This is a genomic window from Mycobacterium bohemicum DSM 44277 (assembly GCF_001053185.1).
Lineage (GTDB): Bacteria > Actinomycetota > Actinomycetes > Mycobacteriales > Mycobacteriaceae > Mycobacterium > Mycobacterium bohemicum.
Genome location: NZ_CSTD01000005.1, coordinates 190,189 through 211,075 on the forward strand (window position 1 = coordinate 190,189; position 20,887 = coordinate 211,075).

A 20,887-nucleotide genomic window follows, 5' to 3' on the forward strand; every position below is an offset into this window, starting at 1 on the left:
GTGGCCGCCTCGGGGGCGCCCCGGCTGCGGGCGGCGTTCCAACGCAGTCGATTTGGAGAAGCGTTGGGAGGAGGTCCTGGGGCCCCAACGGCTCGGCGAACTTCGGCAGAGCCTGCAGATGCTGCTCTCGAGCGAGGCCGACGCGGCGGCCGACTGACAAGGGCCAGGATCGGCGCGCCGGGTCCGCTGTGCGGGGCGTAGGTTCGACCCAGAGAGTGACAGGAGTACGCCGTGCCCATCTTCATGGTCGAGCGAAACTTTGCCGAGGAAATGGAACCCAGCCTCGAGGTCGCCGATGGCATCAACCGGATCAACGACGACGAGGGCGTGCGCTGGATGTACTCGTTCCTGTCGGCGGACAAGCGGAAGACCTACTGCCTGTACGAGGCCCCGTCGCCCGAGGCCATCCGCACCGCGGCCGCGCGGGCGGGCCTGCCCGCCGACGTCATCGTCGAGGTGCGCGACCGGGTGATGCCTGATGGGGCGTTGTCGGACATTTGAGGCCGCTCACCCGAGCAGTTCGTGATCGGCGGCATACATCGCCGCCTGCGTACGGTTCGCCGCGCCCGTCTTGATCAGGATGTTGCGCACGTGGTTGGCGGCCGTGTTGGTGCTGATGTACAGGCGTTCGCCGATCGCCCGATTGCTCAGCCCTTCGGCGAGCAGGCGCAACACTTCGACCTCGCGGTCGGTCAGCCCGTCCGGTCCCACGGTCAGCAGGGAATCCACCAGGTCGACCACCCGGTTCTGGCCGATCTGCGTGGCGAGCGCGCGCGCCTCGTCGGCGAGGCGCCGAGCTTCGTCGGTCCGGCCGCGCGATGCCTCGAATAACGCGTACCGGGCCAGCGTCTCGCTGATGTGAACCACCGAACCCATCCGGCGGTCCATCTCGAGGGCGACGCCGAAATGCCTCTCTGCCGCGGCGTTGTCGCCGTCGAGCGCCGCCATCCGCGCCAGATACCGGTCGGCGCTGCCGAACAGGGCGACGAACTGGCCGGCCACCAGGTTCTTGCCCGCGTAGCGGGACACGAAGGGGCGCAGCGCGCGCAGCGCTGCGCGGTTGCCCAGCTCCAACCCCGCCTCGACCATGAACACCAGCTCCATCGGCCACTGCGCGTCATTCGTGCGGTCATCGAACTGGCGGTTGATGAGGTGATTGAGGGCGCGCGTCATGCCCGCTTCGGCGCCGAGTTCGGTGTACAGGGCCAGCAGGCCGGGCACCCAGCGCCCGGCGAAAGTCTCGCTGCCATCAATGAATTCGGCGAAGTTCCTCAAATCCCCGGTTTCGCGCTGGATCATGAACATCTGGACGCCGTGGGAGCCCTGGGTGTCTTCCGCGTCGAATAGGTCGCCCGTGCGCAATGCGATGTCGGCCCACCTTTTCGCGCCGGCGAAGTCGCCGCGCAGGTAGGCGAGCGCGTGCTCGACGCACGCGCCGACGAAACCGAAGACGGGCTGGCCGATGGCCTGACCGGCTCTGCGCATGTCCGCGGTCGACGCGGCGAGGTCCTCGGGACGGCCGGCCAGATAGCTGACCATGGCGCGAAAGTGCGAGGAAGCGCCCAGCACCTCATAACTTCGGTGCGCCAGCGCCATGCGGGAGACCTCGGCCGAACGCTCCGCCTGGATCTCGCAGAGCTCCGGGGTGAGGCCGTGCCACAGGCTCGCCTTGAGCGTGTGCATCAGGACCGCCGGATCGTCGACGGCCCGCGCGCGGTCGATGGCGGTGTTGCCGATTTCCCGCGCGCGCGCAGCCTCGCCCGCGAAGGCCAGCGCTCGCCCGAAGCTGCCCAGCGCCTGCACATAGCGGGGGTCGTCGGCGGTCAACCCGCAGGACTCCAACGCGGCCGCCAGCATGTCGGCCGCCTTCGAATCGGACAGGCCCCGACGCCAGTTGGCCTCCTCGTAGCCGACGGCCGCACCCAGGCGGATCAGCGGATCGTCCATCGCGCTGAGGCGTTCGTAGATCGCGCGGGAGCGGGCGAAATCGCCGGCGCGCACATGGTTTGCGGCCGCATCGAGGTCCAGCCGTGCGCGGTCCGCGCGGCTGAGCTCGGGCAGGGACGCCGCCCGCTCGAACCACCGGGCGGCGTCTTCGTAGGCCAGGCTCTGTTCGGCCATCCGGGCCGCCTGGTGGGCATACCGCAGCGCCTGTTCGTGGTAGCCCAGGACGTGGGCCCGCAGGTAGTGGTTCGCCAGGCGGGGAACGACGGATGGGTCCGCCCGGCCGTCGAGGGCCTCGGCGGCCCGCGCGTGCATGATCCGCAGCCGCGACGCCGCCATCCCGCCGCCCACAGCCTCGCGCGTCAGCGCGTGCACGAACGAGAATTCGCCGTCGGAGCCGCGAACCGGCCGCACCAGCCCGACGGCTTCCGCGGCATCGACCGCCGCCAGGGTCGCGGCGAGATCGGTGTCGCTGGCGGCGATGAGCGCGGGCAGATCGAACGTCTCACCCAGCACCGCGGCCTGCTCGATGACGCCCCGGACGCCGGCCCCCAGTCCGGAGAGGCGGCGTGCGATGGCATCCCCGATCGATGCCGGCACGGTCTGATGAACGCCCAATGTGGCCAGCCCCCCGCGGTTTTCGAGGTCGTTGACCAGCTCGGTCAGAAAGAACGGATTGCCGCCGGTCTTGTCCCGCAGCAGGGCGGCTGCGGTGCGCGCCGATGCCGGAGCCAGTTGCTGGGTTCGGCCGACGAATTCGGCGATCGCCTCGGTGTCCAGGCCCGCGAGGTCCAGGCGCCGGACGCCGTCGAAGCGGTGCAAGTCGGCCAGCCGGGTGGTGAGCTCGTCCGAGCGGTCCGGTTCGGTGGTGCGGAACGTGGACACCACCAGCATGCGGACGTCGGCGCAGGCGACGATGACGTATTCGAGCATCGCGAGCGTCGGCACCCGCGCCCAGTGCAGGTCGTCGAGGATCAGCGCGACCGGGCGATCGGCGGCCAGGCGGCGCAGGAAGCCGGTCAGGGCGTCGAAGAGCGCCTGCCGGGGCGACCCGACCTCCATCGCCGGCGCGGCCTCGGGGCAATGCCGGTCCACCCGGGAGGACAGGCGCCGCAGCTGCGGCCCCGCGTCGGCGAGCAGCTCGGCCATCGAGCCCGATGGAGCGAGGTTCAGCAGGCGGTCCAGCGCCTCGGCGAACGGTGCGTAGGGGACGTCCTCGTCGGCCGTGGAGCGGCCGACCAGCACCGCGACGTCGTGGTCGGACAGCGATCCGGCCACCTCGGCGGCCAGTCGCGTCTTGCCGGCGCCGGGCTCGCCGCCGATGAACACCGCCTGGCGTTCGCCCCGCTCGACCCGCTCCCAGGCCCGTTCGAACGCCGCGAGTTCCGCGTCGCGGCCGACCAGCGGACCGCGACGACGCGCGACCAGCTCTGCCGGAAGCGGCGGTGGCACCCACTGCGCCATGCAAACAAGGTAGCCGCGCTTGAGTCGGTCGGTCGATAGTCAAAACTGACTATCGTTGAATGCCTTGGAAATGCTCCGTTGTGGTCATGACGCACCGCCCGCTTGGCTCGTAGCGTCGCTGCATCAGGACCCGCGAGCAAACAAGGAGGTGCGGGCCATGAGCCTGACAACCGCAACCGAGGAACTGCGCGCCGCGCTCGGCGCGAAGGCGATCCTCCCCGGCGACCCCGGCTACGACGAGGCCCGGGCGATGCACAACGCCATGATCGACAAGCGGCCGGCGGTGATCGTGCGCTGCGCGTCCGCCGCCGACGTCGCGGGCGCGCTCGGCTTTGCCCGCACGTCGCGCCTTGCGGTCGCCGTCCGCGGCGGCGGCCACAGCGGCCCCGGATTCGGTTGCGTGGACGGCGGTCTCGTGATCGACCTGTCGCCGATGGACCGCGTCGACGTCGACGCCGACCGCCGCACCGCCCGCGTCCAGGGCGGCGCGACGTGGGCACGGGTGGACGCCGCGACCCACGCGCACGGCCTGGCGACGCCGTCCGGGATCATCTCCAGCACCGGTGTCGGCGGCCTGACCCTGGGTGGTGGCCACGGCTACCTGACCCGCAAGCACGGGCTGACCATCGACAACCTGGTGGAGGCCGAGGTGGTGCTGGCCGACGGCCGCGTCGTCACCGCATCCGAAGCGGATCACCCCGACCTGTTCTGGGCGCTGCGCGGTGGCGGCGGAAACTTCGGCGTGGTCACCTCTTTCACCTTCCGGCTGCATCCGGTGCACAACGTGATCTGCGGACCCACGGCGTGGCCCGCATCGGCGACGGCCGACATCCTGCGGTGGTACCGCGACTTCCTGCCCGCTCAGTGCGAGGACCTCTACGGCTTCTTCGCGAGCATGACCGTTCCCCCGGCGCCGCCCTTCCCCGAGGCGTTCCACCTACAGAAGGCGTGCGCCGTGGTCTGGTGCTACAGCGGCGATCCCGCGCTGGCCGACGAGGTATTCGCACCGGTCCGGCAGATGCAGCCGGCCTTCGAGGGCCTCGCCGCGGCGCCCTACCCGGCGCTGCAGTCCACCTTCGATGCGCTGTATCCCAAAGGCCTGCAATGGTATTGGCGGGGTGACTTCATCCGTGCGGTGCCCGACGCCGCCGTGGAAGCCCACGCCCGGTTCAACGCGGAACTGCCCACGATGCACTCGACGATGCACCTCTACCCGATCGACGGCGCCGTCCAACGGGTCGGCCAGAACGACACCGCCTGGGCCTACCGGGACGTGAACTTCTCTCAGGTCATCGCCGGGGTCGATCCCGACCCGGCCAAAGCGGAGGCGCTGAAGCGGTGGACCGTGGACTACTGGGACGCCATCCACCCGTACTCGGCCGGCGGTGCCTACGTCAACTTCATGATGGACGAAGGGCAGGACCGGGTCCGCGCGACGTACGGCCCGAATTACCAGCGGCTCAGCGAGATCAAGGCGCACTACGATCCGGGCAACGTGTTCCGCATCAACCAGAACATCCTGCCGGCGTCGTGACAGCATCGGGCATACCGATGTCCAACGGCCCCGGGTGACGGGCCGGCCGAACGGAATACGGCCCGGGGCAACCGAATTGGTGGAGGGCTACGGTGTCTTTTCGAACACGTCGTTGAGCGTGACGCTGCGCAGGTTGCGCGAGCGGATGATGTCGACGAGTTGCGGGTAGACATGCGTGACGGGCAGGTGGTTCAGGTGGCCGATCACGATCGACTGCGGGGTGAAGTACTGCTCGGCCATCTGCACGATGTAGTCCTCGGTGATCAGCGTGGAGTCCGAGAGCGACCCCGACCACAGGACCGGAACGGTATAGCCGAGATCGGCCGCGACGGCGTCGACGGTGGCGTTGCGCTTGGCGTACGGCGGGCGCCAGTACGGCTTCGCGCCGATGCCGTAGGTCTTCTTCAGGAATTCGTCGTTGCGCCGCAGCTGCGAGGCGACGTCCTGTTTGGACAGGCTGGTCAGGTCCGGGTGCGACCAGGTGTGGTTGCCGAGTTGGATCTGCCCGCTGTCGACCAGCGGCCGAAGCACGTCCTGGTTCTGCGTCCACGAGTCATACACGCCGTTGACGAAGAACGTCAGCCGCACGCCGGTGTCCTTGGCGAACTGCGTGTAGGCGCGCACGACCTCGCTGTTGACGCCGTCGTCCACCGTCAGGGCCAGCAGGTCGCCGTCGCCGGGAATCTTCATCAGCGCGCCCCCGCCCGGGAGCGGAATCCGAGCGTTCGGCGGAGGGGGACCGAGCAGGGCGGCCGGGGCGGTCGGGCCCGAGGTCACCAGGCCGGGCGGCGGCGTCTGGCCGCGATCGGCCAGCATGCTGGCGCGCCCGACGAGTACGGTGTGGCCGTCGACGACGCCCTGCACGCCGGAACCTTGCAGGCTTGCGAAGTCCGCGGCGACGGGCAGCGGGCCGAGTTCGGTCGCGGCGGCCCCGGCGATCGCGCGGGCGATGGGATGCTCGGAGGCGTTCTCCAGGGCGCCTGCACAGCGCAGCAGCTCCTCGCGGCCGGTTCCCCGCCCGGTGACGACGTCGACGAGGGTCATCGTGCCCGTGGTCACCGTGCCGGTCTTGTCGAGCACGATCGTGTCGACCTTGCGGCTGGACTCCAGCACCTCCGGGCCCCTGATGAGGACGCCGAGTTGCGCGGCGCGCCCGGTCCCCACCAGCAGGGCTGTCGGAGTCGCCAGCCCAAGCGCACACGGGCACGCGATGATCAGCACCGCGACGGCGGCGGTCACGGCCGCGGTGGCCGGCAGGCCGAGGACCAGCCACGTTGCGAGGGTGAGAATCGCGATCACGAGCACGAGCGGCACGAAGACGCCGGCGACCCGGTCCGCCAGGCGCTGCACCCGGGCCTTGCCCGATTGGGCCGCCTCCACCAGCTTGGCCATCTGCGCCAGTCGGGTGCCGTCGCCGACCCGGGTGGCCCGCACGACGAGGCGGCCGCCGGCGTTGACGGTGCCGCCGGTGACGGCGTCGCCGCGGCCGACCTCGACGGGGACGGGTTCGCCCGTCAGCATCGAGGCGTCCACGGCCGAGGAGCCGCCGACGACGATCCCGTCGGCGGCGATCTTTTCCCCGGGGCGCACCACGAACTCGTCTCCGACCGCGAGCTGTTCGACGGGAAGGCGGATTTCAACGCCGTCCCGCAGCGCCGCGACGTCCCGGGCGCCGAGTTGCAGCAGGGCGCTCAGCGCCGCGCCCGCCCGCCGCTTGGAGCGCTTTTCGAAGTATCGGCCGGCCAGCAGGAACAAGGTCACCCCCGCGGCCACTTCCAGGTAGGTGTTGCCCGCGCCCGCCGTTTGGCGCACGGTGAGCTCGAACCCGTGCCGCCTCCCCGGTTCCCCGGCCGTGCCCCACACCAGGGCGTAGAGCGACCACAGGAACGCCGACAGGGTTCCGATCGAGACCAGGGTGTCCATGGTGGCGGCGCCGCGCTGGAGGTTGGTCCACGCGGCCGCATGGAACGACGCGCCGCACCACGTCACCACCGGCGCCGCCAGGCCCAGCGACACCCACTGCCAGCACGGGAATTGCAGCGCCGGGAACATTGCCATGGCGATGACCGGGCCGGCCAGCCCGGCCGCGACGACGAGCCGGTTGCGCAGCCCCGCCAGCTCGGCGTCTCCGGTGGGCCCGGCCGGGGCGGGCTCACGGCGCCGCCGCGGTAGGGCGGCGGTGTACCCGGCCTTCTCGACTTCGGCGACCAGCGCCCGCGGGTCATAGCCGGACGGGACGGTGACGGTAGCCTTGTCGGTCGCGTAGTTGACGGTCGCGGCCACGCCGTCGAGCCTGTTCAGCCTCTTCTCGATGCGGGCCGCGCACGACGCGCACGTCATCCCCGTGATGGTCAGCTCGACGTCGTCGACCGCCGCCGCCGTCATGCCACCAAGACCGCCTCGAAGCCCGCCTCGTCGACGGCCCCCAGCACCGTCCGTTCATCGATCGGCGCCGAGCTGACGACGACGAGCCTGCCGGTGTCGGCGCTGACGTCGACACCCTGCACCCCGGGGATCCGGGCCACCTCGCCGCGGATGGCGGCCTCGCAGTGGGCGCAACTCATCCCGCTGACCCGGTACTCGCTGGTCGTCACAACTCTCCCTTCACCGCTGGTCTCCCTTCACCGCTGGACACCGCGGCGAGAATGCCTGACCGGCCCGGCACGATTCTGCCCGGTCTTCCGGCGTGCCGCCGGATCGGGGCGTCGAGAGCACCGATGCTCCCGGTGCCGGCGCGGTGAGCGTAGCGTCGAGCACGCGATGCCCCAGAGCAGGAGGAGTCGGCAATGATGGTCACCGTGGTCAATGCCGGGCCGCGACGGGTCAGCCGCTCGGTGGAGGTCGCCGCGCCGGTTGCCGAGTTGTACGCGATGGCCGCCGATCCCCGGCGCCATCAGGAGCTGGACGGCTCGGGCACGGTCGGAGGAAACATCGACTCACCGACGGAATTGGCTGTCGGATCGAAGTTTTCGACGAAGATGAAGATGTACGGGCTGCCGTATCGGATCACCAGCACGGTGACCGACCTCCAGCCGAACCAGGTGGTGGAGTGGCGCCATCCGATGGGTCACCGCTGGCGGTGGGAATTCGAGGCGCTCTCGCCGACGCTGACCCGGGTCACCGAGACGTTCGACTACCACGACGCCGGTCCGATCAAGAACACGCTGAAGTATTACGAGCGGATCGGCGCCGTGAAGGGCAACACCGCCGGAATCGAGGCGACGCTGGCCGGGCTGCGCGACCGTTACGCCGCGCGATAGGTCAGGCCGTCACCGCGGGCAGCACCTGCTCCGCCAGCAGTGCTGGCTGGCCCAGCCCGCGTCGAGGGGAAGTCCGCCGACGAGCGGGTTGATCACGACTTCCTTTCTGCCGCGGCGTATTTCGTCGACCAGTTGCTTCGGGGTCAGGACGATCAGCGCGTTGATGCTGATTCGCACGTTGCGCGTCCGGCCGGCGATCGCGGCGGCCAGGATCAGCGGCGACGGCAGCCAACCGGTGACCGCCAGGTGGTGTTCCTCCACGCTGACGGCGGTGAACCCGTGGCTGTCGGCGTACTCCGCCATGTCCAGGGCGGCCCGATAGCGGTCCGCGTGCCGTGCGGTCGGGTTGGCGACGTTGGTCATGTTGAGCCGCAGCGCCGTCATCGGGCTCATCGTGGTCCGCCGAACAGCGTTCCCCGGATCAACCGCTTCGCCGACGACAACGTGGCCGCGTACGCGTCGGGGGTCAGGCTGCTCGCCCGCTCGGTGAGGCCGCGCGTCAACGCGTACAGCGCGTCGACGACGGCGGCCGGGTCGGTGGATGGTGGCAGCGCCCCGCCGGAAACGGCGTCGGCGACGATGTCATTGATGATGGCGCGCAACGCTTTCAGGCCGGTCGAGGGGATGCCGCGGGGGTGCGGCGCGCGCTGGGCGCGCATGGCGCGGTCGAACGCGGCGAGGTCGGGATAGTCGCGCATCAGCCGGTCCAGCTCGTCGAGCACCGACTCGAGGCGGTCGACGACGTCGTCCGGCCGGTCCGCGGCGGACCGCAGCCGCGGCAGCGCTATCTCGTCGACCTCGCGCACGGTCGCCTCGAGCAACTCCGACTTGTTCGGAAAGTGGTGATAGAGGCTGCCGCTGGTGATTTCGGCCGCCCTGGCGATCTGACGGATCGTCGTCCGCGAATAGCCGACCTCGGCGACGCAGCGCATGGCCGCGGCCACGATGCGGGCGCGGGTCTGCTCGCCGTTGACGCCCACGGGCCGGCCCCGTGCCGGGGGCGTGACCCTCATGCCGCGTGGTACCCGCCGGTCCGTGGACCACCCACCGCGCACCTCCGCGCCGACGCAACCAATTAATTGATCGCTCGATAATATCTTTCGAGTCGCGGACCGAACGCCGCAGTGAGGATCCCACATGTCGCCTGCACAGCTGGGGCGCCCGATCGGCGCCAGCGGCGAGGAGACCCGCCGGCGGCTCGTCGTCGCCACCATGCGGTGCGTGGCACAGAGCGGGTACTCGCGGGCAACCATCCGCGAGATCGCCCGCACCGCCGAGGTGACCAGCGCCAGCCTGTACAACTACTTTCCCAACAAGTCCGAACTGATGAAGGCCGCGATCGCGGCGAGAACCGACGTGGCGCTGCCGCGGCTGCGCGCGGCGGCCGCCCGGCCCGGCGACGTCGTCGACCGGATCGAGGCCGTGCTCGACGAATCGGGCCAGTTGATGCGCGAGTACCCGGACCTGGCCGCCTTCGAGTGGGCGATCCGGTCGGAAAACGCGGCCGCGATCGGAACGGGCTTGGCCGGCGGCAACTTTCAGGCGTTCCGGGAGATCATCGAGGGCATCCTCGCCGACGCGGGGGGCGACCTCCCGGCGGGCGGCGCCGTCGAGGCGATCTACTCCCTGGTGTACGGCCTGACCGAGTTGGCGGCGACGCTGCCGCCGGCGGACTACCAGGCCGCGCTGGGTTCGGCCAAGCAATTGGTCAGGGGGACGCTGTTCGCACGGGCGGGCGGGCCGCCGGGGCCTTGATGTGATCAAGCGATTGATTATATAGTCTTCTCCGCGGAGAGAAAGCCGGTGACCCGTGACCGAAACCGTTGGCGTGGCGTTCGACGTCGACGCCCTGCGCCGGAAATACGCCGAGGAGCGGGCGCGGCGACTGCGCCCGGACGGCATCGAGCAGTACGTCGAGACTGCGGGCGCGTTCGCGCGGTTCGCCGAGGACCCCTGGGTGGACGGCACCTTCACGCGCGACCCGCTGACCGACGAGGTCGACGTGGCCGTCGTCGGCGCCGGCTTCGGCGGCCTGCTCACCGGCGCGCGGCTGCGCGAGCTCGGCGTGCACAGCGTGCGCCTGATCGATCGGGCGGCCGACGTCGGCGGCACCTGGTACTGGAACCGCTATCCCGGCATCGCCTGCGACGTCGAGTCCTACGTGTACATCCCGCTGCTCGAAGAGCTCGGGTACCTGCCCACGCAGAAATACGCGAGCGGAGCCGAGATCTTCGCGCACTGTCAGCGCATCGCGCGACACTACGACCTGTACCGCGACGCGTGCCTGCAGACCGATGTCCACGAGATCCGGTGGGAGGAAAACGAATCCCGCTGGATCATCCGCACCAACCACGGCGACGAGATGCGGGCCCGGTTCGTGTCGATGGCCAACGGTTACCAGGCCAAACCCAAGCTGCCCGGCATCGAGGGCCTGGATGTGTTCGGCGGTCACGCCTTCCACACCAGCCGGTGGGACTACGGTTACACCGGCGAGCGGCTGGAGAACCTGGCCTCCAAGCGCGTCGGCATCATCGGGACCGGAGCCACGGCCGTCCAGTGCGTCCCGCACCTCGCCGCGGCGGCCCAGCGGCTCTACGTGTTTCAGCGCACGCCGTCCTCGGTGGACGTGCGCGCCAACCGGCCCACCGACCCGGGTTGGGCCGCCGAGTTGCGGCCCGGCTGGCAACGCCAACGGATACAGAACTTCCAGATCCTCACCGCCGGCGGCCAGGCCGACGAGGACCTCGTCGCCGATGCCTGGACCAGCATCACCCGCAAGCTGCCGGTGATGCGTCAGGACACCGGTGGTGTGGACCCCGCGCGACGCGGCCGCGACATCGAGATCGCGGACTTCGCCAAGATGGAGGAGATCCGCGCGCGGGTCGACGAGCTGGTGGCCGACCGCGCCACCGCCGAGGCGCTCAAACCCTGGTACGGCTACTTCTGCAAGCGGCCATGCTTTCACGACGAGTATCTGCAGACGTTCAACCGCGACAACGTCACGCTGGTCGACACCCACGGCCGCGGTGTGGAACGGATCACCGAGGCCGGCGTGGTCGTCGACGGAAGGACGTACGAGCTCGATTGCCTCATCTTCGCAACGGGTTTCGAGGTCGGCACCGACTATTGCCGTCGCACCGGATTCGAGCTGATCGGCCGGGGCGGCGAAACGCTGACCGACAGCTGGCGCGACGGTGTGCGCACCTTCCAGGGACTCTTGGCGCGCGGCTTCCCGAACTGCTTCATCGAGAGCATCTCCCAGGCGGGCTTGACGGTGAACTTTCCCTACCTGCTGGACGTCCAGGCCGGCCACGCCGCGTGGATCATCGCCAAGGCGCTGGAGCGCGGCGTCGCCGAACTCGAGCCCTCGGCCGAGGCCGAGGCCGCCTGGGTCGACACGGTGGTCGCCCGCTCGGCGGCGTCGGCCGAGCGCGCCCAGACCTGCACGCCCGGCTACTACAACCGGGAGGGCAAGGCCGACGCCAAGACCCGGCAGGGCAGCTTCTTCTTCGGTGCGCCCACCGAGTACGCCGACATCCTTGCGGCCTGGCGCGCCGCGGGCGATATGGCGGGCCTGGAAACCCACGGGGGCGTCGCATGACGAGCCGCCGGGCCCGTCGGCTCTACGCCGTGGGCCGGCTCGGCGGGCTGGGCGCCGCGGTGGCGTTGCGCCGCGCCGGCGTCGACGACCTGGTCATCATCGAGGGCGACGACGGAGTCGGTGGAACCTGGCGGCGCAACACCTATCCCGGCGCGGCGTGCGACGTCCAGAGCCACCTGTACTCGTTTTCGTTCGCGCTCAACAAGTCCTGGAGCCGAACCTACGCGCGGCAGCCGGAGATACTCGCCTACCTCGAGTCGGTCGCCGACGAATTCGACCTGCGCCGGCACCTGATGCTGCGGACCCATGTGCGCAGCGCGCGGTGGAACGAGGACACCGCTTCGTGGGAACTGGAACTGCGGCAGGCGGATAGCGACGTCACGACGGCGCTGCGCGCCGACGTGTTGGTCAGCGCCGTGGGGCTGTTCGCGGAGCCCAGGCTGCCCGACATCGAGGGCTTGAGCGACTACCGCGGTCGGCTCATGCACACCTGCGCGTGGGACGCGGGCGTCGACCTGGCCGGCAGGAAGATCGCGGTGATCGGCACGGGCGCCAGCGCCGTGCAGGTCGTACCCGAACTCGCCCGAATCGCCGCACGCGTCAGCGTCTTTCAGCGGACACCCCCGTGGATGGTGCCCAAGGACGACCGCCCGTTCAGCGCCGGGGAGCTGGCCAGGTTCCGTCGTAGTCCGTGGGCCGCCCGGCGGGAACGATGGCGCATCTGGAAGCAGTTCCACGACTTCGCCGGCAGCGCGGTCGACGATCCACAGGTCGCCGGCCGCGCCGAAGTCGCGACCGCCTTCCTGAAGCGCACGGTGCCCGACGAGCGGCTGCGCGAGTTACTGACCCCCGACTACCCGTTCCGGTGCAAGCGGGTGCTGCTCGGCGCCGACTACTACCTGGCGCTGCAACAGGATCACGTCGATTTGGTGGTCGACCCCATCGCCCGGGTGACCGAGACCTCGATCGTCACCGCCGCCGGCGACGCGGTCGACGCCGACGCGATCGTCTGCGCCACCGGGTTTCAGACCAGCAAGTACCTCAACGGCATTGACGTGATCGGGCGCGGCGGGGAGAGCCTGCACGAGCGGTGGGGCGACGATCCGACGGCCTACCTCGGCATCGCCGTCAGCGGTTTCCCGAACTTCTTCATGGTCTATGGACCCAACACCAACCAGGGCGGCAACTCGATCGTCTACGTCCTGGAGGCCGGCGCGCGACTGGTGGCCGGCGCGGTGAGCCGGGTGGCGCGCCGCGGCGGCTGCCTGGAGATCCGCGCGGAGGTCGAAAGCCGGTACAACCAACGGCTTTCCGTGGACCTGGAAAAGACCATCTGGACCAGGTGCGACAGCTACTTCCGGTCGCCCTCCGGCCGCATCGTCACCCAGTGGCCCTACACCGAACTCGAGTACGCCCGCCGGACCTGGCGGCTGCGGTCGCGGGACTGGATGCACCGAACGCCGCGCGTCTCTTCGGGCGGTCAGCCAACGCCCGTGTTGGCATCCGATCGGCGGTGACTAACCCTGGGGGCTGCCCGCCTTGACCGCCGCGATCACGCCCCCGTCGACGAGCAGGTCGGTGCCGGTGATGAATGACGCATCGGGTCCGAGCAGGAACGCCGCGGCCGCGGCGATATCGCCCGGTGTCCCGAGGCGGCCGGTCGCGGACATGGCGAGCATCGCCCGCATGCCGTCACCGACGGGTGAGGCGAGTTCCTGCCGGCCCATGGGGGTGGAGATGATGCCCGGGCTGATCGAGTTGATGCGCGCGCCTCGCCTCCCCCATTGGGCGCTGGCGGCACGGACCCGAACGTGGTTGGCCTGCTTGGCGATTCCGTATGCGATGCCGGGCTCGGTGATGTTTTCCGGGTTGACGAAGTCCAGGCTCAGCAGGTCGCGGCCCGGGGTGTGGGCCAGCGCGCGCTCGTGCTCGGCGGAGAGGGCGGGAAACATGTGCCCGGCCATGCTGGCGACAACGACGCCCGCACCGCCCGGCGCGATGATGTCGCCGAATTCTTCGAGTACGAGCGCGGTGCCCAGCAGGTCGACGGCCAGGATCGCCGCGGCCGGGGCCTGCGCCGGGGACAGGCCCGCGGTGTGGGCCACCTGAGTCACCGCGCCGAGGGAGGCGGCGTGCTCGGCGAGCGCGCGCACCGAGTCCGGCGACGACACATCGACCTGTCGGCTTTCGACGTGGTAGCCGGCATCGGAGAGCGCCTCGGCGACCGACCCGAGCGTCGCCGCGTTGTTGTCCGCCAGCAGCACGGTCTTGCCGGCGCCGAGCCGCTCGGCGATCGCCTGACCCATGCCACCGACGCCGAGCACGGTCAAGACCTCGCCGGCCATAATCGCTCCAATCCTCAGTTGACTGCGTCGAGGGATGGTAACCGGCGCGGGGCCGCCACCTCAGTGGTCGGGTGCTGGTTCGGCGTTGTCCCAGTGATGCGGGTGACCGGTGTGGCGGATCGCCTTCCCCAGGAACGGCGCCCGGACGGTGGCCACCAGGTGGCGGCGGTTGACGATGAGTCCGGCGACGGCGACCACGGTGTAGATCCCGCACAACAGCAGCCGGCCGTGCGTCGAGACGATCGGGAACTGGACGACGAACAACGTCAGCAGCGCCCACGCGGCGGCGCGAGGGAAACGCAGCCCCAGGATCAGCGCCACCCCCATCAGGGTCTGGGTGGCCGTGAGCAGTACCTCCTCGACCTGGCGGGAGTCGAGCGCCAGCGTGAACCCGCCACCGCCGAGCAGGTGGGCCACCGGCAACGATCCCACCAGCAGCGTCCACTGGTTGACCTTGGAGGAGATCAGCGTGGCGATGGCGGCGGTGCCCTTGCCGCGGGCGGCGAAGATGGTCGCGATGATGAATTCCGGGGCCTCGGAGGCGAGCGGGGCCAGCCACTGGACCAGTAGGAACCTGTCGATGCCCAGCTCGGTGCCCGCGTCGACGAGGTTGTCGGCGAAGGGCTTGGCGCACAGCAGGACCACCGCGCCCGACGCCACGAAAAGCCCGATGACGCCGATGCGGCGCCGCCGGTCGGGCAGCTCCCCCAGCGCCGCGGCCGTGCCGATGAGGTCGGGCTCCTCGACGTCGCCGTGGCTGACCTTGTAGAGATAGAACCCGAACCAGCCCAGCAGCGCCAACCCCAGCCCCAGGTGGATCTGTCGGCTGGCCGGTATGACGAATGCGATCACGCCCGCCACGAGCAGGAAGCCGAGTTCGACGCGGTTGGCGGGCTGCAACGTCAGCGCGCCGGCCTTGCCGGCGCCGGCCTTGCCGGCGCCGGCCTTTCGCGCCGCCATGATGCCGACGAGCACGACGACCGGCCACCCCAGCCCCATCAGCAGACGGTTGGAGCCCGTCATGTTGGCCGCGGCGTACTGGGTGTAGTCCGCGTTGTGTCCGGACACGTACGCGTAGTAGAGGTCGACGGCGTATTCCGGCAGGACCGCGACGAGCGCGAGCACCGCGATGGCCACCCCGCCCGAGACGTCGATCTGCGCGGCCTCGGCGGCCCACGCGAGCAGGAAGCTGGCCGAGACCACCGCGGCCCCGAAGATCAGCAGCGCGGCGACCGGTTCCGTGTGCAGGCCGGCCAGCCGAAAGACCAGCGCCGGTGCGATGACGGTCCCCGTGATGAGCGCCGAACGGATCAGCGTGCGCCGCGGCCCGCGCAATGCCGTACCAGCCGTGAGAGCGGGCCTCTCGGTGGCGATCATCGTCATCCTTCGTTCGGGAGGGGTGCCGATCCTGGTGTCGCGTGCGCCCGGCGGGGGCTCGGGAGGCTCGCGGGTGAGGCGAACTTCCTTTCCAACGTACGCGTCGAACGCGTCGCCAGCAACGCGACCGTGCGCCGGGCCGCGGTTGCCCGGCTCGATATCTTTGCTGGCCAATGGCACCACACGCGCAGAATTAGGGTGCCCTGATCTTTCGATTCGGCAAACCTGTTCCGCGAGCGGTTGGCTAACAGCCGCACTGCCGTTATGACGCGGCGGGGCGCGCGGGGGTTCCGGCGGACCGGCCCCTACTCGGTGCCCATCGTTGACCTGACGGCCTGCGCCAGCAGATCGACGGCCTGGTTGCGGGGCAGCGATGACAGCATGTGCGCGGCGGCACGCATGCCGTCGCCCGCCATCAGCGTGGGGCCGTTGCTCAAGTTGTCGAAAGCCTCCGCGATGACGTCGTCGACGGCGCAGGCGCCGGGCGGCACCTGGTCCGGCGAACCGATCAGACCCCGGCGGTGTTCGAGTTTGCGCAACGCGGGCGTGTCGGTCTTGCCCAGGATGAGGCCGAGGACGTCGACGCCCTTGTCGTGCAGTTCGGCCCACAGCGCTTCGGCGAACACCATGTCGAAAGCCTTGGAAGCGCCGTAGGCGACCATGTTCGGACCGCCGGCCAGCCCGGCGCCGGACCCGAAGATGACGATCGCGCCGCGGCCCCGCTCCACCATCGGCCGGGCGAAGTGGTGGCACAGCTGCAGCGGCACGACGCAATTGCGGTGCACCATCGCCTCGGCGGACTCGACGGAGTTCGCGAGGAACGGTGCGAAGTCCGGGTCCGCGCCCGCGCAGTACACCAAAAACCCGATCTGCAGGTCTGCGGTGGCCCCGGTGATCGCCGCGGCGGCGCCGGCGTCGGCGAGATCGATTGCCAGCGTTCGGGTTCGCGACGAGGTCTGCGACTCGATGTCGGACGCCACCCGGTCGAGGACGGCCTGCCTGCGGGCGAGCAACACGACGTTGACCCCGCGGCCGGCCAGCTCTTTGGCGAAGGCGGCCCCCAGGCCGTCGGAGGCGCCGGCCACGAGCGCCCAGGGCCCGTACTTGGCCGCGAACGTCGGCGACGTCGCGGATGTCGCGGACGTCACTGTGCGCTGCCCAGCGCGCTCACGCGCACCGCGGTGAACCGCCGTTTCGCGATGCGCCATCCGGCGGCGCCGCGCACGATCTCGTCGTCGTAGAACCCGATTCCATTCACACCGGAACCGTCGTCGCCGACCATGATGACGACGTCGACGTAGGTGCGCGCCGTCGCGGTGTCGCCCGCGACGGCGATGGCCTGATTGCTCAGGCGATGCAACGTGTGCCCCGCCGGGGCGTGTACCTGCGTCATGAAATCCGTGACGGCGTCGACGCCCCGCCAGGCGCCGATCTCACCGTAATCGAGGTCGCAGTCGTCGGTGAACACCGTACGGAACAGCGACCAGTCGCGACGGTCGATGCCGGTGGCGTAGCGAACGAGCAGGTCCGAAATGTCTTGGCGATCTTCATGTTCGGTCATTGGACTGCTCCATCGAGGGCTGCAGGGGCCGTTGTCTCGGGAACGTCGAGTAGCGCTGCGCACTTTGGCTCGGCGCACCTTCTCGAATAATCGAGACAAAGCATCGAATGTTCGGCTTTACTGTAGGAAGCCCCTCCTGAAGGAGTCAAGGAAATTCGCGGATCGACGTCAGCGCCGACGGCGCGGGTGCTCGACGTGGTCGAGCTGCTCGCGCGCGCCGGCAACAGGCAGCTGCGGTTCTCCGACGTGGTGCGTGAGCTCGACCTCACCCAGGCGACGGCGCATGCGATCCTCAAGACGCTGTGCGATCGCGGGTGGGCGAGCCGGGACCCGGTGACCAAGGTCTTCACACTGGGACCCGCCCTTGCCGTGGTGGCCGCGCGCACCGACACGGTCCGGCCGCTCGCGCACGCGGCGCGCTCCGCGATGCTGCGCCTCGCCGGCGAGGTCGGCTACGCGGGCTCCGTCGTCGAGCGATTCGGGGATTGGTTGGTGGTCACCGCATTCGAGGGTGAACCCGCGACCCAGCCGTCGGGCATACCGGGTGATCGGATCCCCTACGCGCCGCCCTTCGGCGTCGCCTTTGCCGCGTGGGACCCCGAAGAGGAGCGCCGCGCCTGGATCCGCCGGGGCGCGGGCGACGACCCCGACCGGACGGGGCGGCTGGAACGCATTCTGGAGCGCACCCGCCGGCGCGGGTACGACGTCGACTGGACGACGCCCGCGCTGGCGCAGGCGGTGCGCCTGGTCGCCACGCTGGACAGCGCCGACATGCCCACCCCGGCGCGGCAGATCCTGGAGCAGTTGCGGGCCGAGTTCACCACCATCGGCTTCGTCTCCGACGACAACCCCGGTCGCCGCAAGCAGCCCGTGGTGACCATCGCCGCACCGGCTTTCGACCACCGCGGGCGCGTCGCGCTGATGGTGGCCGTGCATCCGTTGTGCCCCCTGAGCGCCCGGCGGGTCCGGGAGATCGGCGACCGCCTGGTCGAGGAGGCGGCCGCGGTCACGGGCGCTCGGCAGCTGTCCGAACAGCCGGGCTAACGTGGGTCCGGGTCGGGTCCCGGACCGGGAGGCGAAAAGCCATGGCGCGTGGCCACGTTGTGGACGATCTGGCGGACTTCGTCGTCGGCGCGGGTCCGGCGGATCTCGCCGGCCGACCGCGGCAATTGCTGAAGCGCAACGTGCTCGACAGCATCGCCTGCGCCGTGGGCTCGCTGGACGGCGAGCTCATTGCGACGATCCGGGCGCACACCGACCAGTTCAGCGGCGCGCCCACGGCGACGCTCGTCGGCGGCGGCCGGGCGTCGGTGGACCAGGCCGCGTTCTTCAACGCGGTGTTGGTCCGGTATCCCGACCTGCTCGACACGTACCTCACCGTCGGGGGGCTGTGCCATCCCGCGGATAACTTCGGGGCCGTGTTGGCGGTGGCCGAGCACACCGGCGCGAGCGGGGCCGACTTCCTGCTCGCCCTCGCGGTTGCCTACGAGGTGCAGTGCCGGTTCAGCGCCCAGGTGCCCGTCATGGCGCGCGGCCTCAATCACGCTCTGCAGCTGGCGATGTCGGTTGCGGCCGGGTCCGCCAGGCTGCTCGGCCTGGACGCCGAACAGACCGCCAACGCGATCGCCGCCGCCGCGGCCGACAACGTGTCGCTGGCGGCGGTGCACGCCGAGCCCGTCGCCCACTGGAAGGGCATCTCGCCCGCCATCACCGGCATGCGTGCGGTGTACACGACGGTGCTGGCCGGCCGCGGCATCACCGGCCCCAAGGCATTGTTCGAGGGCCCCCAGGGTCTGGTGCAGCTTTTCGGGCAGCCGATCGACTTGCGCACCCACGACCCGTCGCTCGCGTGCGTCGAGGAAACCTATCTCAAGCAGTACTGCTCCCTCATCCACGGGCAGGTGGTGATCGATGCCGTGCTGGCGATCCGCACCGACAACGATCTGCTGGGGAGCGACATCGCGCGGGTGAAACTGGAGGTTTTCCAGGGCGCGTACGACTTCGCCGGTGGGGGCGCCTACGGCGACAAGAGCCACCCGGAGACCAAGGAACAGGCCGACTACAACCTCAAGTACCTGACCGCGGTTGCCCTGCTCGACGGCGGGGTGGGTCCCGAGCAACTGGAGGACGAGCGGGTCCTGCGCGCCGACGTCCAGGAACTGCTGGCCCGCGTCGACGTCGAACCCGCCGCCGACCTGACCGCCGACTATCCGGGACGAACCGCCGCCCGGGTGCACGTGACCACGGCCGACGGGCGCGAATTGAGCCGCGAGCAAAGCGATTACGAGGGCTCGCCTACGCGGCCCATGTCCTGGGAACGCGTTGTCGACAAATTCCGCTGGCTCGCCGAGCCGTTCTGCGACCAGCCTCTGCAGGCCGAGATCATCGCCGCGGTCGACCAGCTGGAGGGGATCACGGCCGGCGCGCTCGCCGCCCTGTTGGGCGCCGTCAGTCCCACCGCCCGACGGCCGCGCAGCAGGCCGCGGTTCTGAGACCGTCGCGCCGCGTGCCTCTTGCGTGATGCGCCACCCGCCCTGAAAGATCGGAGTCCATGCGCAAGGACCGCGGCGGCAACCGGTGGGAGCTGGCCACGTGCGGAATGCAAGGGCATGTCACCTATGCGCCCGATGACGCGGCCCTCGCCGATCGGCTGAGCGGCACCACCGGACTGGGTGAGGTGTGGCGTTGCCTGCGCTGCGGCGAGTTCACCCTGGGGCCGCCGTCCGGCCGCGGGCCGGCCGACGATGCGCCGATGATCATGCGCGGCAAGGCGTTACGGCAGGCGATCATCATCCGCATCCTCGCGGTGGAGCGGCTTTTCCGGGCGCTCGCGATCACCCTTGCGGCATATGCGGTGTGGAAGTTCCGGGGAGCGCGCGGCTCCATTCAGGCCACCCTCGACCGCGACCTACCGCTGTTGCGCGCCAGCGGATTCAGGGTCGACCAGATGACCGCGGTGCACGAACTGGAGAAGGCGCTGGCCGCCAAGCCCTCCACGCTCGCACTGCTGACCGTGGCGCTGGTGGTCTATGCGTTGGTGGAGGTCGTCGAGGGCGTCGGGCTGTGGCTGCTCAAGCGGTGGGGCGAGTACTTCGCCGTGGTGGCCACGTCGGTGTTCCTCCCGCTGGAGATCCATGACCTGGCCAAGGGCGTCACGATGACCCGGGCCGTCACCTTCGGCATCAACGTCGCGGCCGTGGTGTACCTGCTCGTCTCGAAACGCCTGTTCGGTCTGCGGGGCGGTCGCAAGGCCTACGACGAGGAGCGCCGCGGCGAGCAACTGCTCGACGTCGAGCGGGCCGCGACCGCCGCATGACGGGATCGGTGAACGATCGTCGACATGACCGATAGCGCGCGCATCGTCGGCTGCCCGCAGTGCGGCCGAAGGAATCGGGTGCCCGCCGCGGCGGCCGGCAGGCCGCGCTGCGCGCAGTGCCGGCACTGGCTGCCGTGGATCGTCGACGCCGGCGACGACACTTTCGCCGACGTCGCCGAGAAATCCTCGATCCCGGTCCTCGTCGACTTCTGGGCGACGTGGTGCGGCCCGTGCCGGATGGTCAGCCCGGCGCTCGAGCAACTGGCCGGGGAGCGGTCGGGGGAGCTGAAGCTGGTGAAGGTCGACGTCGACCGTGCTCCCTCGCTGTCGCAGCGGTACGCCGTCCGCGCGGTGCCGACCCTGCTGCTGTTACGGGAGGGCAAGCCGCTCGGCCGCCAATCCGGCGCGATGCCGATCGCCGCGTTGCGGGCTTGGGCGGATGAGACTTTGGGCAAATCCTCGAACGGCTGACCGCCGGACCGAGC

General features: G+C 70.2%; 18 protein-coding genes and 1 pseudogene. 10 read left to right on the top strand and 9 right to left on the bottom strand.

The features are described 5' to 3' along the window. Window positions 1-231: 231 nt before the first annotated feature. On the top strand, window positions 232-501 hold the full coding sequence (locus tag BN971_RS20785; protein WP_085179673.1) for a DUF4242 domain-containing protein: 270 nt from the start codon (window positions 232-234) through the stop codon (window positions 499-501). Window positions 502-507: 6 nt separating this feature from the next. Here BN971_RS20785 and BN971_RS26335 read toward each other — a convergent pair whose 3' ends face one another. Next, window positions 508-3,408, bottom strand: a complete 2,901-nt coding sequence (locus BN971_RS26335; protein WP_085179672.1) for a helix-turn-helix transcriptional regulator — start codon at window positions 3,406-3,408, stop codon at window positions 508-510. A 157-nt stretch (window positions 3,409-3,565) separates the two neighbouring features. On the opposite strand from BN971_RS26335, the gene BN971_RS20795 reads away from it, so the two are divergent. Beyond that, entirely contained in the window at window positions 3,566-4,942 is a 1,377-nt protein-coding gene (locus BN971_RS20795; protein ID WP_085179851.1) for an FAD-binding oxidoreductase, read from the top strand. Between the two features lie 87 nt (window positions 4,943-5,029). Here the strand turns inward: BN971_RS20795 and BN971_RS20800 are convergent, their stop codons facing one another. Both BN971_RS20800 and BN971_RS20805 read right to left on the bottom strand, forming a co-directional pair. After that, entirely contained in the window at window positions 5,030-7,327 is a 2,298-nt protein-coding gene (locus BN971_RS20800; protein WP_090350529.1) for a heavy metal translocating P-type ATPase, read from the bottom strand. Next, window positions 7,324-7,536, bottom strand: coding sequence for a heavy-metal-associated domain-containing protein (locus tag BN971_RS20805; RefSeq protein WP_085179668.1), 213 nt, complete (start codon window positions 7,534-7,536; stop codon window positions 7,324-7,326). Before BN971_RS20805 ends, BN971_RS20800 begins: the two co-directional genes overlap by 4 nt. Before the next feature lie 192 nt (window positions 7,537-7,728). Between BN971_RS20805 and BN971_RS20810 the strand changes: the two genes are divergently transcribed. Further along, on the top strand, window positions 7,729-8,202 hold the full coding sequence (locus tag BN971_RS20810) for an SRPBCC family protein (RefSeq protein WP_085179667.1): 474 nt from the start codon (window positions 7,729-7,731) through the stop codon (window positions 8,200-8,202). A gap of 147 nt (window positions 8,203-8,349) precedes the next feature. On the opposite strand, the pseudogene BN971_RS26490 reads toward BN971_RS20810, so the two are convergent. Together BN971_RS26490 and BN971_RS20820 are read right to left on the bottom strand one after the other, a co-directional pair. After that, window positions 8,350-8,595: pseudogene (locus BN971_RS26490) on the bottom strand (LLM class flavin-dependent oxidoreductase); the annotation flags it as partial. Continuing rightward, entirely contained in the window at window positions 8,592-9,215 is a 624-nt protein-coding gene (locus BN971_RS20820; protein ID WP_085179666.1) for a TetR/AcrR family transcriptional regulator, read from the bottom strand. The pseudogene BN971_RS26490 and the gene BN971_RS20820, both read right to left, overlap by 4 nt. A 124-nt stretch (window positions 9,216-9,339) precedes the next feature. On the opposite strand from BN971_RS20820, the gene BN971_RS20825 reads away from it, so the two are divergent. Genes BN971_RS20825 through BN971_RS20835 form a run of 3 tightly spaced genes read left to right on the top strand, consistent with a single transcriptional unit; the run spans window position 9,340 to window position 13,320 of the window. Continuing rightward, window positions 9,340-9,957, top strand: coding sequence for a TetR/AcrR family transcriptional regulator (locus BN971_RS20825; protein WP_085179665.1), 618 nt, complete (start codon window positions 9,340-9,342; stop codon window positions 9,955-9,957). A 55-nt stretch (window positions 9,958-10,012) separates the two neighbouring features. Continuing rightward, complete coding sequence (locus BN971_RS20830) at window positions 10,013-11,803, top strand: flavin-containing monooxygenase (protein WP_085179664.1); 1,791 nt, start codon at window positions 10,013-10,015, stop codon at window positions 11,801-11,803. Next, the gene (locus tag BN971_RS20835; RefSeq protein ID WP_090350531.1) at window positions 11,800-13,320 is read left to right on the top strand and encodes a flavin-containing monooxygenase; all 1,521 of its coding nucleotides are present in this window, start codon (window positions 11,800-11,802) and stop codon (window positions 13,318-13,320) included. Before BN971_RS20830 ends, BN971_RS20835 begins: the two co-directional genes overlap by 4 nt. Here BN971_RS20835 and BN971_RS20840 read toward each other — a convergent pair whose 3' ends face one another. The 4 genes from BN971_RS20840 to BN971_RS20855 form a co-directional block, all read right to left on the bottom strand. Further along, window positions 13,321-14,148: an SDR family oxidoreductase gene (locus tag BN971_RS20840; RefSeq protein ID WP_085179662.1), complete on the bottom strand. Its 828-nt coding sequence runs from the start codon at window positions 14,146-14,148 to the stop codon at window positions 13,321-13,323. Window positions 14,149-14,208: 60 nt separating this feature from the next. Continuing rightward, window positions 14,209-15,531: a sodium/calcium exchanger protein gene (locus BN971_RS20845; protein ID WP_085179661.1), complete on the bottom strand. Its 1,323-nt coding sequence runs from the start codon at window positions 15,529-15,531 to the stop codon at window positions 14,209-14,211. Window positions 15,532-15,830: 299 nt separating this feature from the next. Continuing rightward, window positions 15,831-16,673 carry an SDR family NAD(P)-dependent oxidoreductase gene (locus tag BN971_RS20850; protein WP_245836569.1) on the bottom strand — a complete coding sequence of 281 codons (843 nt, stop codon included), beginning with the start codon at window positions 16,671-16,673 and terminating at the stop codon, window positions 15,831-15,833. Beyond that, window positions 16,670-17,086, bottom strand: coding sequence for a nuclear transport factor 2 family protein (locus BN971_RS20855; RefSeq protein ID WP_085179850.1), 417 nt, complete (start codon window positions 17,084-17,086; stop codon window positions 16,670-16,672). The genes BN971_RS20850 and BN971_RS20855 overlap by 4 nt, the downstream gene beginning before the upstream one ends. A gap of 186 nt (window positions 17,087-17,272) precedes the next feature. Between BN971_RS20855 and BN971_RS20860 the strand changes: the two genes are divergently transcribed. Genes BN971_RS20860 through trxA form a run of 4 tightly spaced genes read left to right on the top strand, consistent with a single transcriptional unit; the run spans window position 17,273 to window position 20,873 of the window. Beyond that, window positions 17,273-18,130 carry an IclR family transcriptional regulator gene (locus tag BN971_RS20860; protein WP_085179659.1) on the top strand — a complete coding sequence of 286 codons (858 nt, stop codon included), beginning with the start codon at window positions 17,273-17,275 and terminating at the stop codon, window positions 18,128-18,130. A 59-nt stretch (window positions 18,131-18,189) separates the two neighbouring features. Further along, the gene (locus BN971_RS20865) at window positions 18,190-19,578 is read left to right on the top strand and encodes an MmgE/PrpD family protein (RefSeq protein ID WP_085179658.1); all 1,389 of its coding nucleotides are present in this window, start codon (window positions 18,190-18,192) and stop codon (window positions 19,576-19,578) included. 59 nt (window positions 19,579-19,637) lie between these two features. Further along, entirely contained in the window at window positions 19,638-20,402 is a 765-nt protein-coding gene (locus BN971_RS20870) for a DUF2127 domain-containing protein (protein WP_085179657.1), read from the top strand. A 24-nt stretch (window positions 20,403-20,426) separates the two neighbouring features. Beyond that, window positions 20,427-20,873: a thioredoxin gene (trxA, locus tag BN971_RS20875; protein ID WP_085179656.1), complete on the top strand. Its 447-nt coding sequence runs from the start codon at window positions 20,427-20,429 to the stop codon at window positions 20,871-20,873. Window positions 20,874-20,887 lie beyond the last annotated feature (14 nt).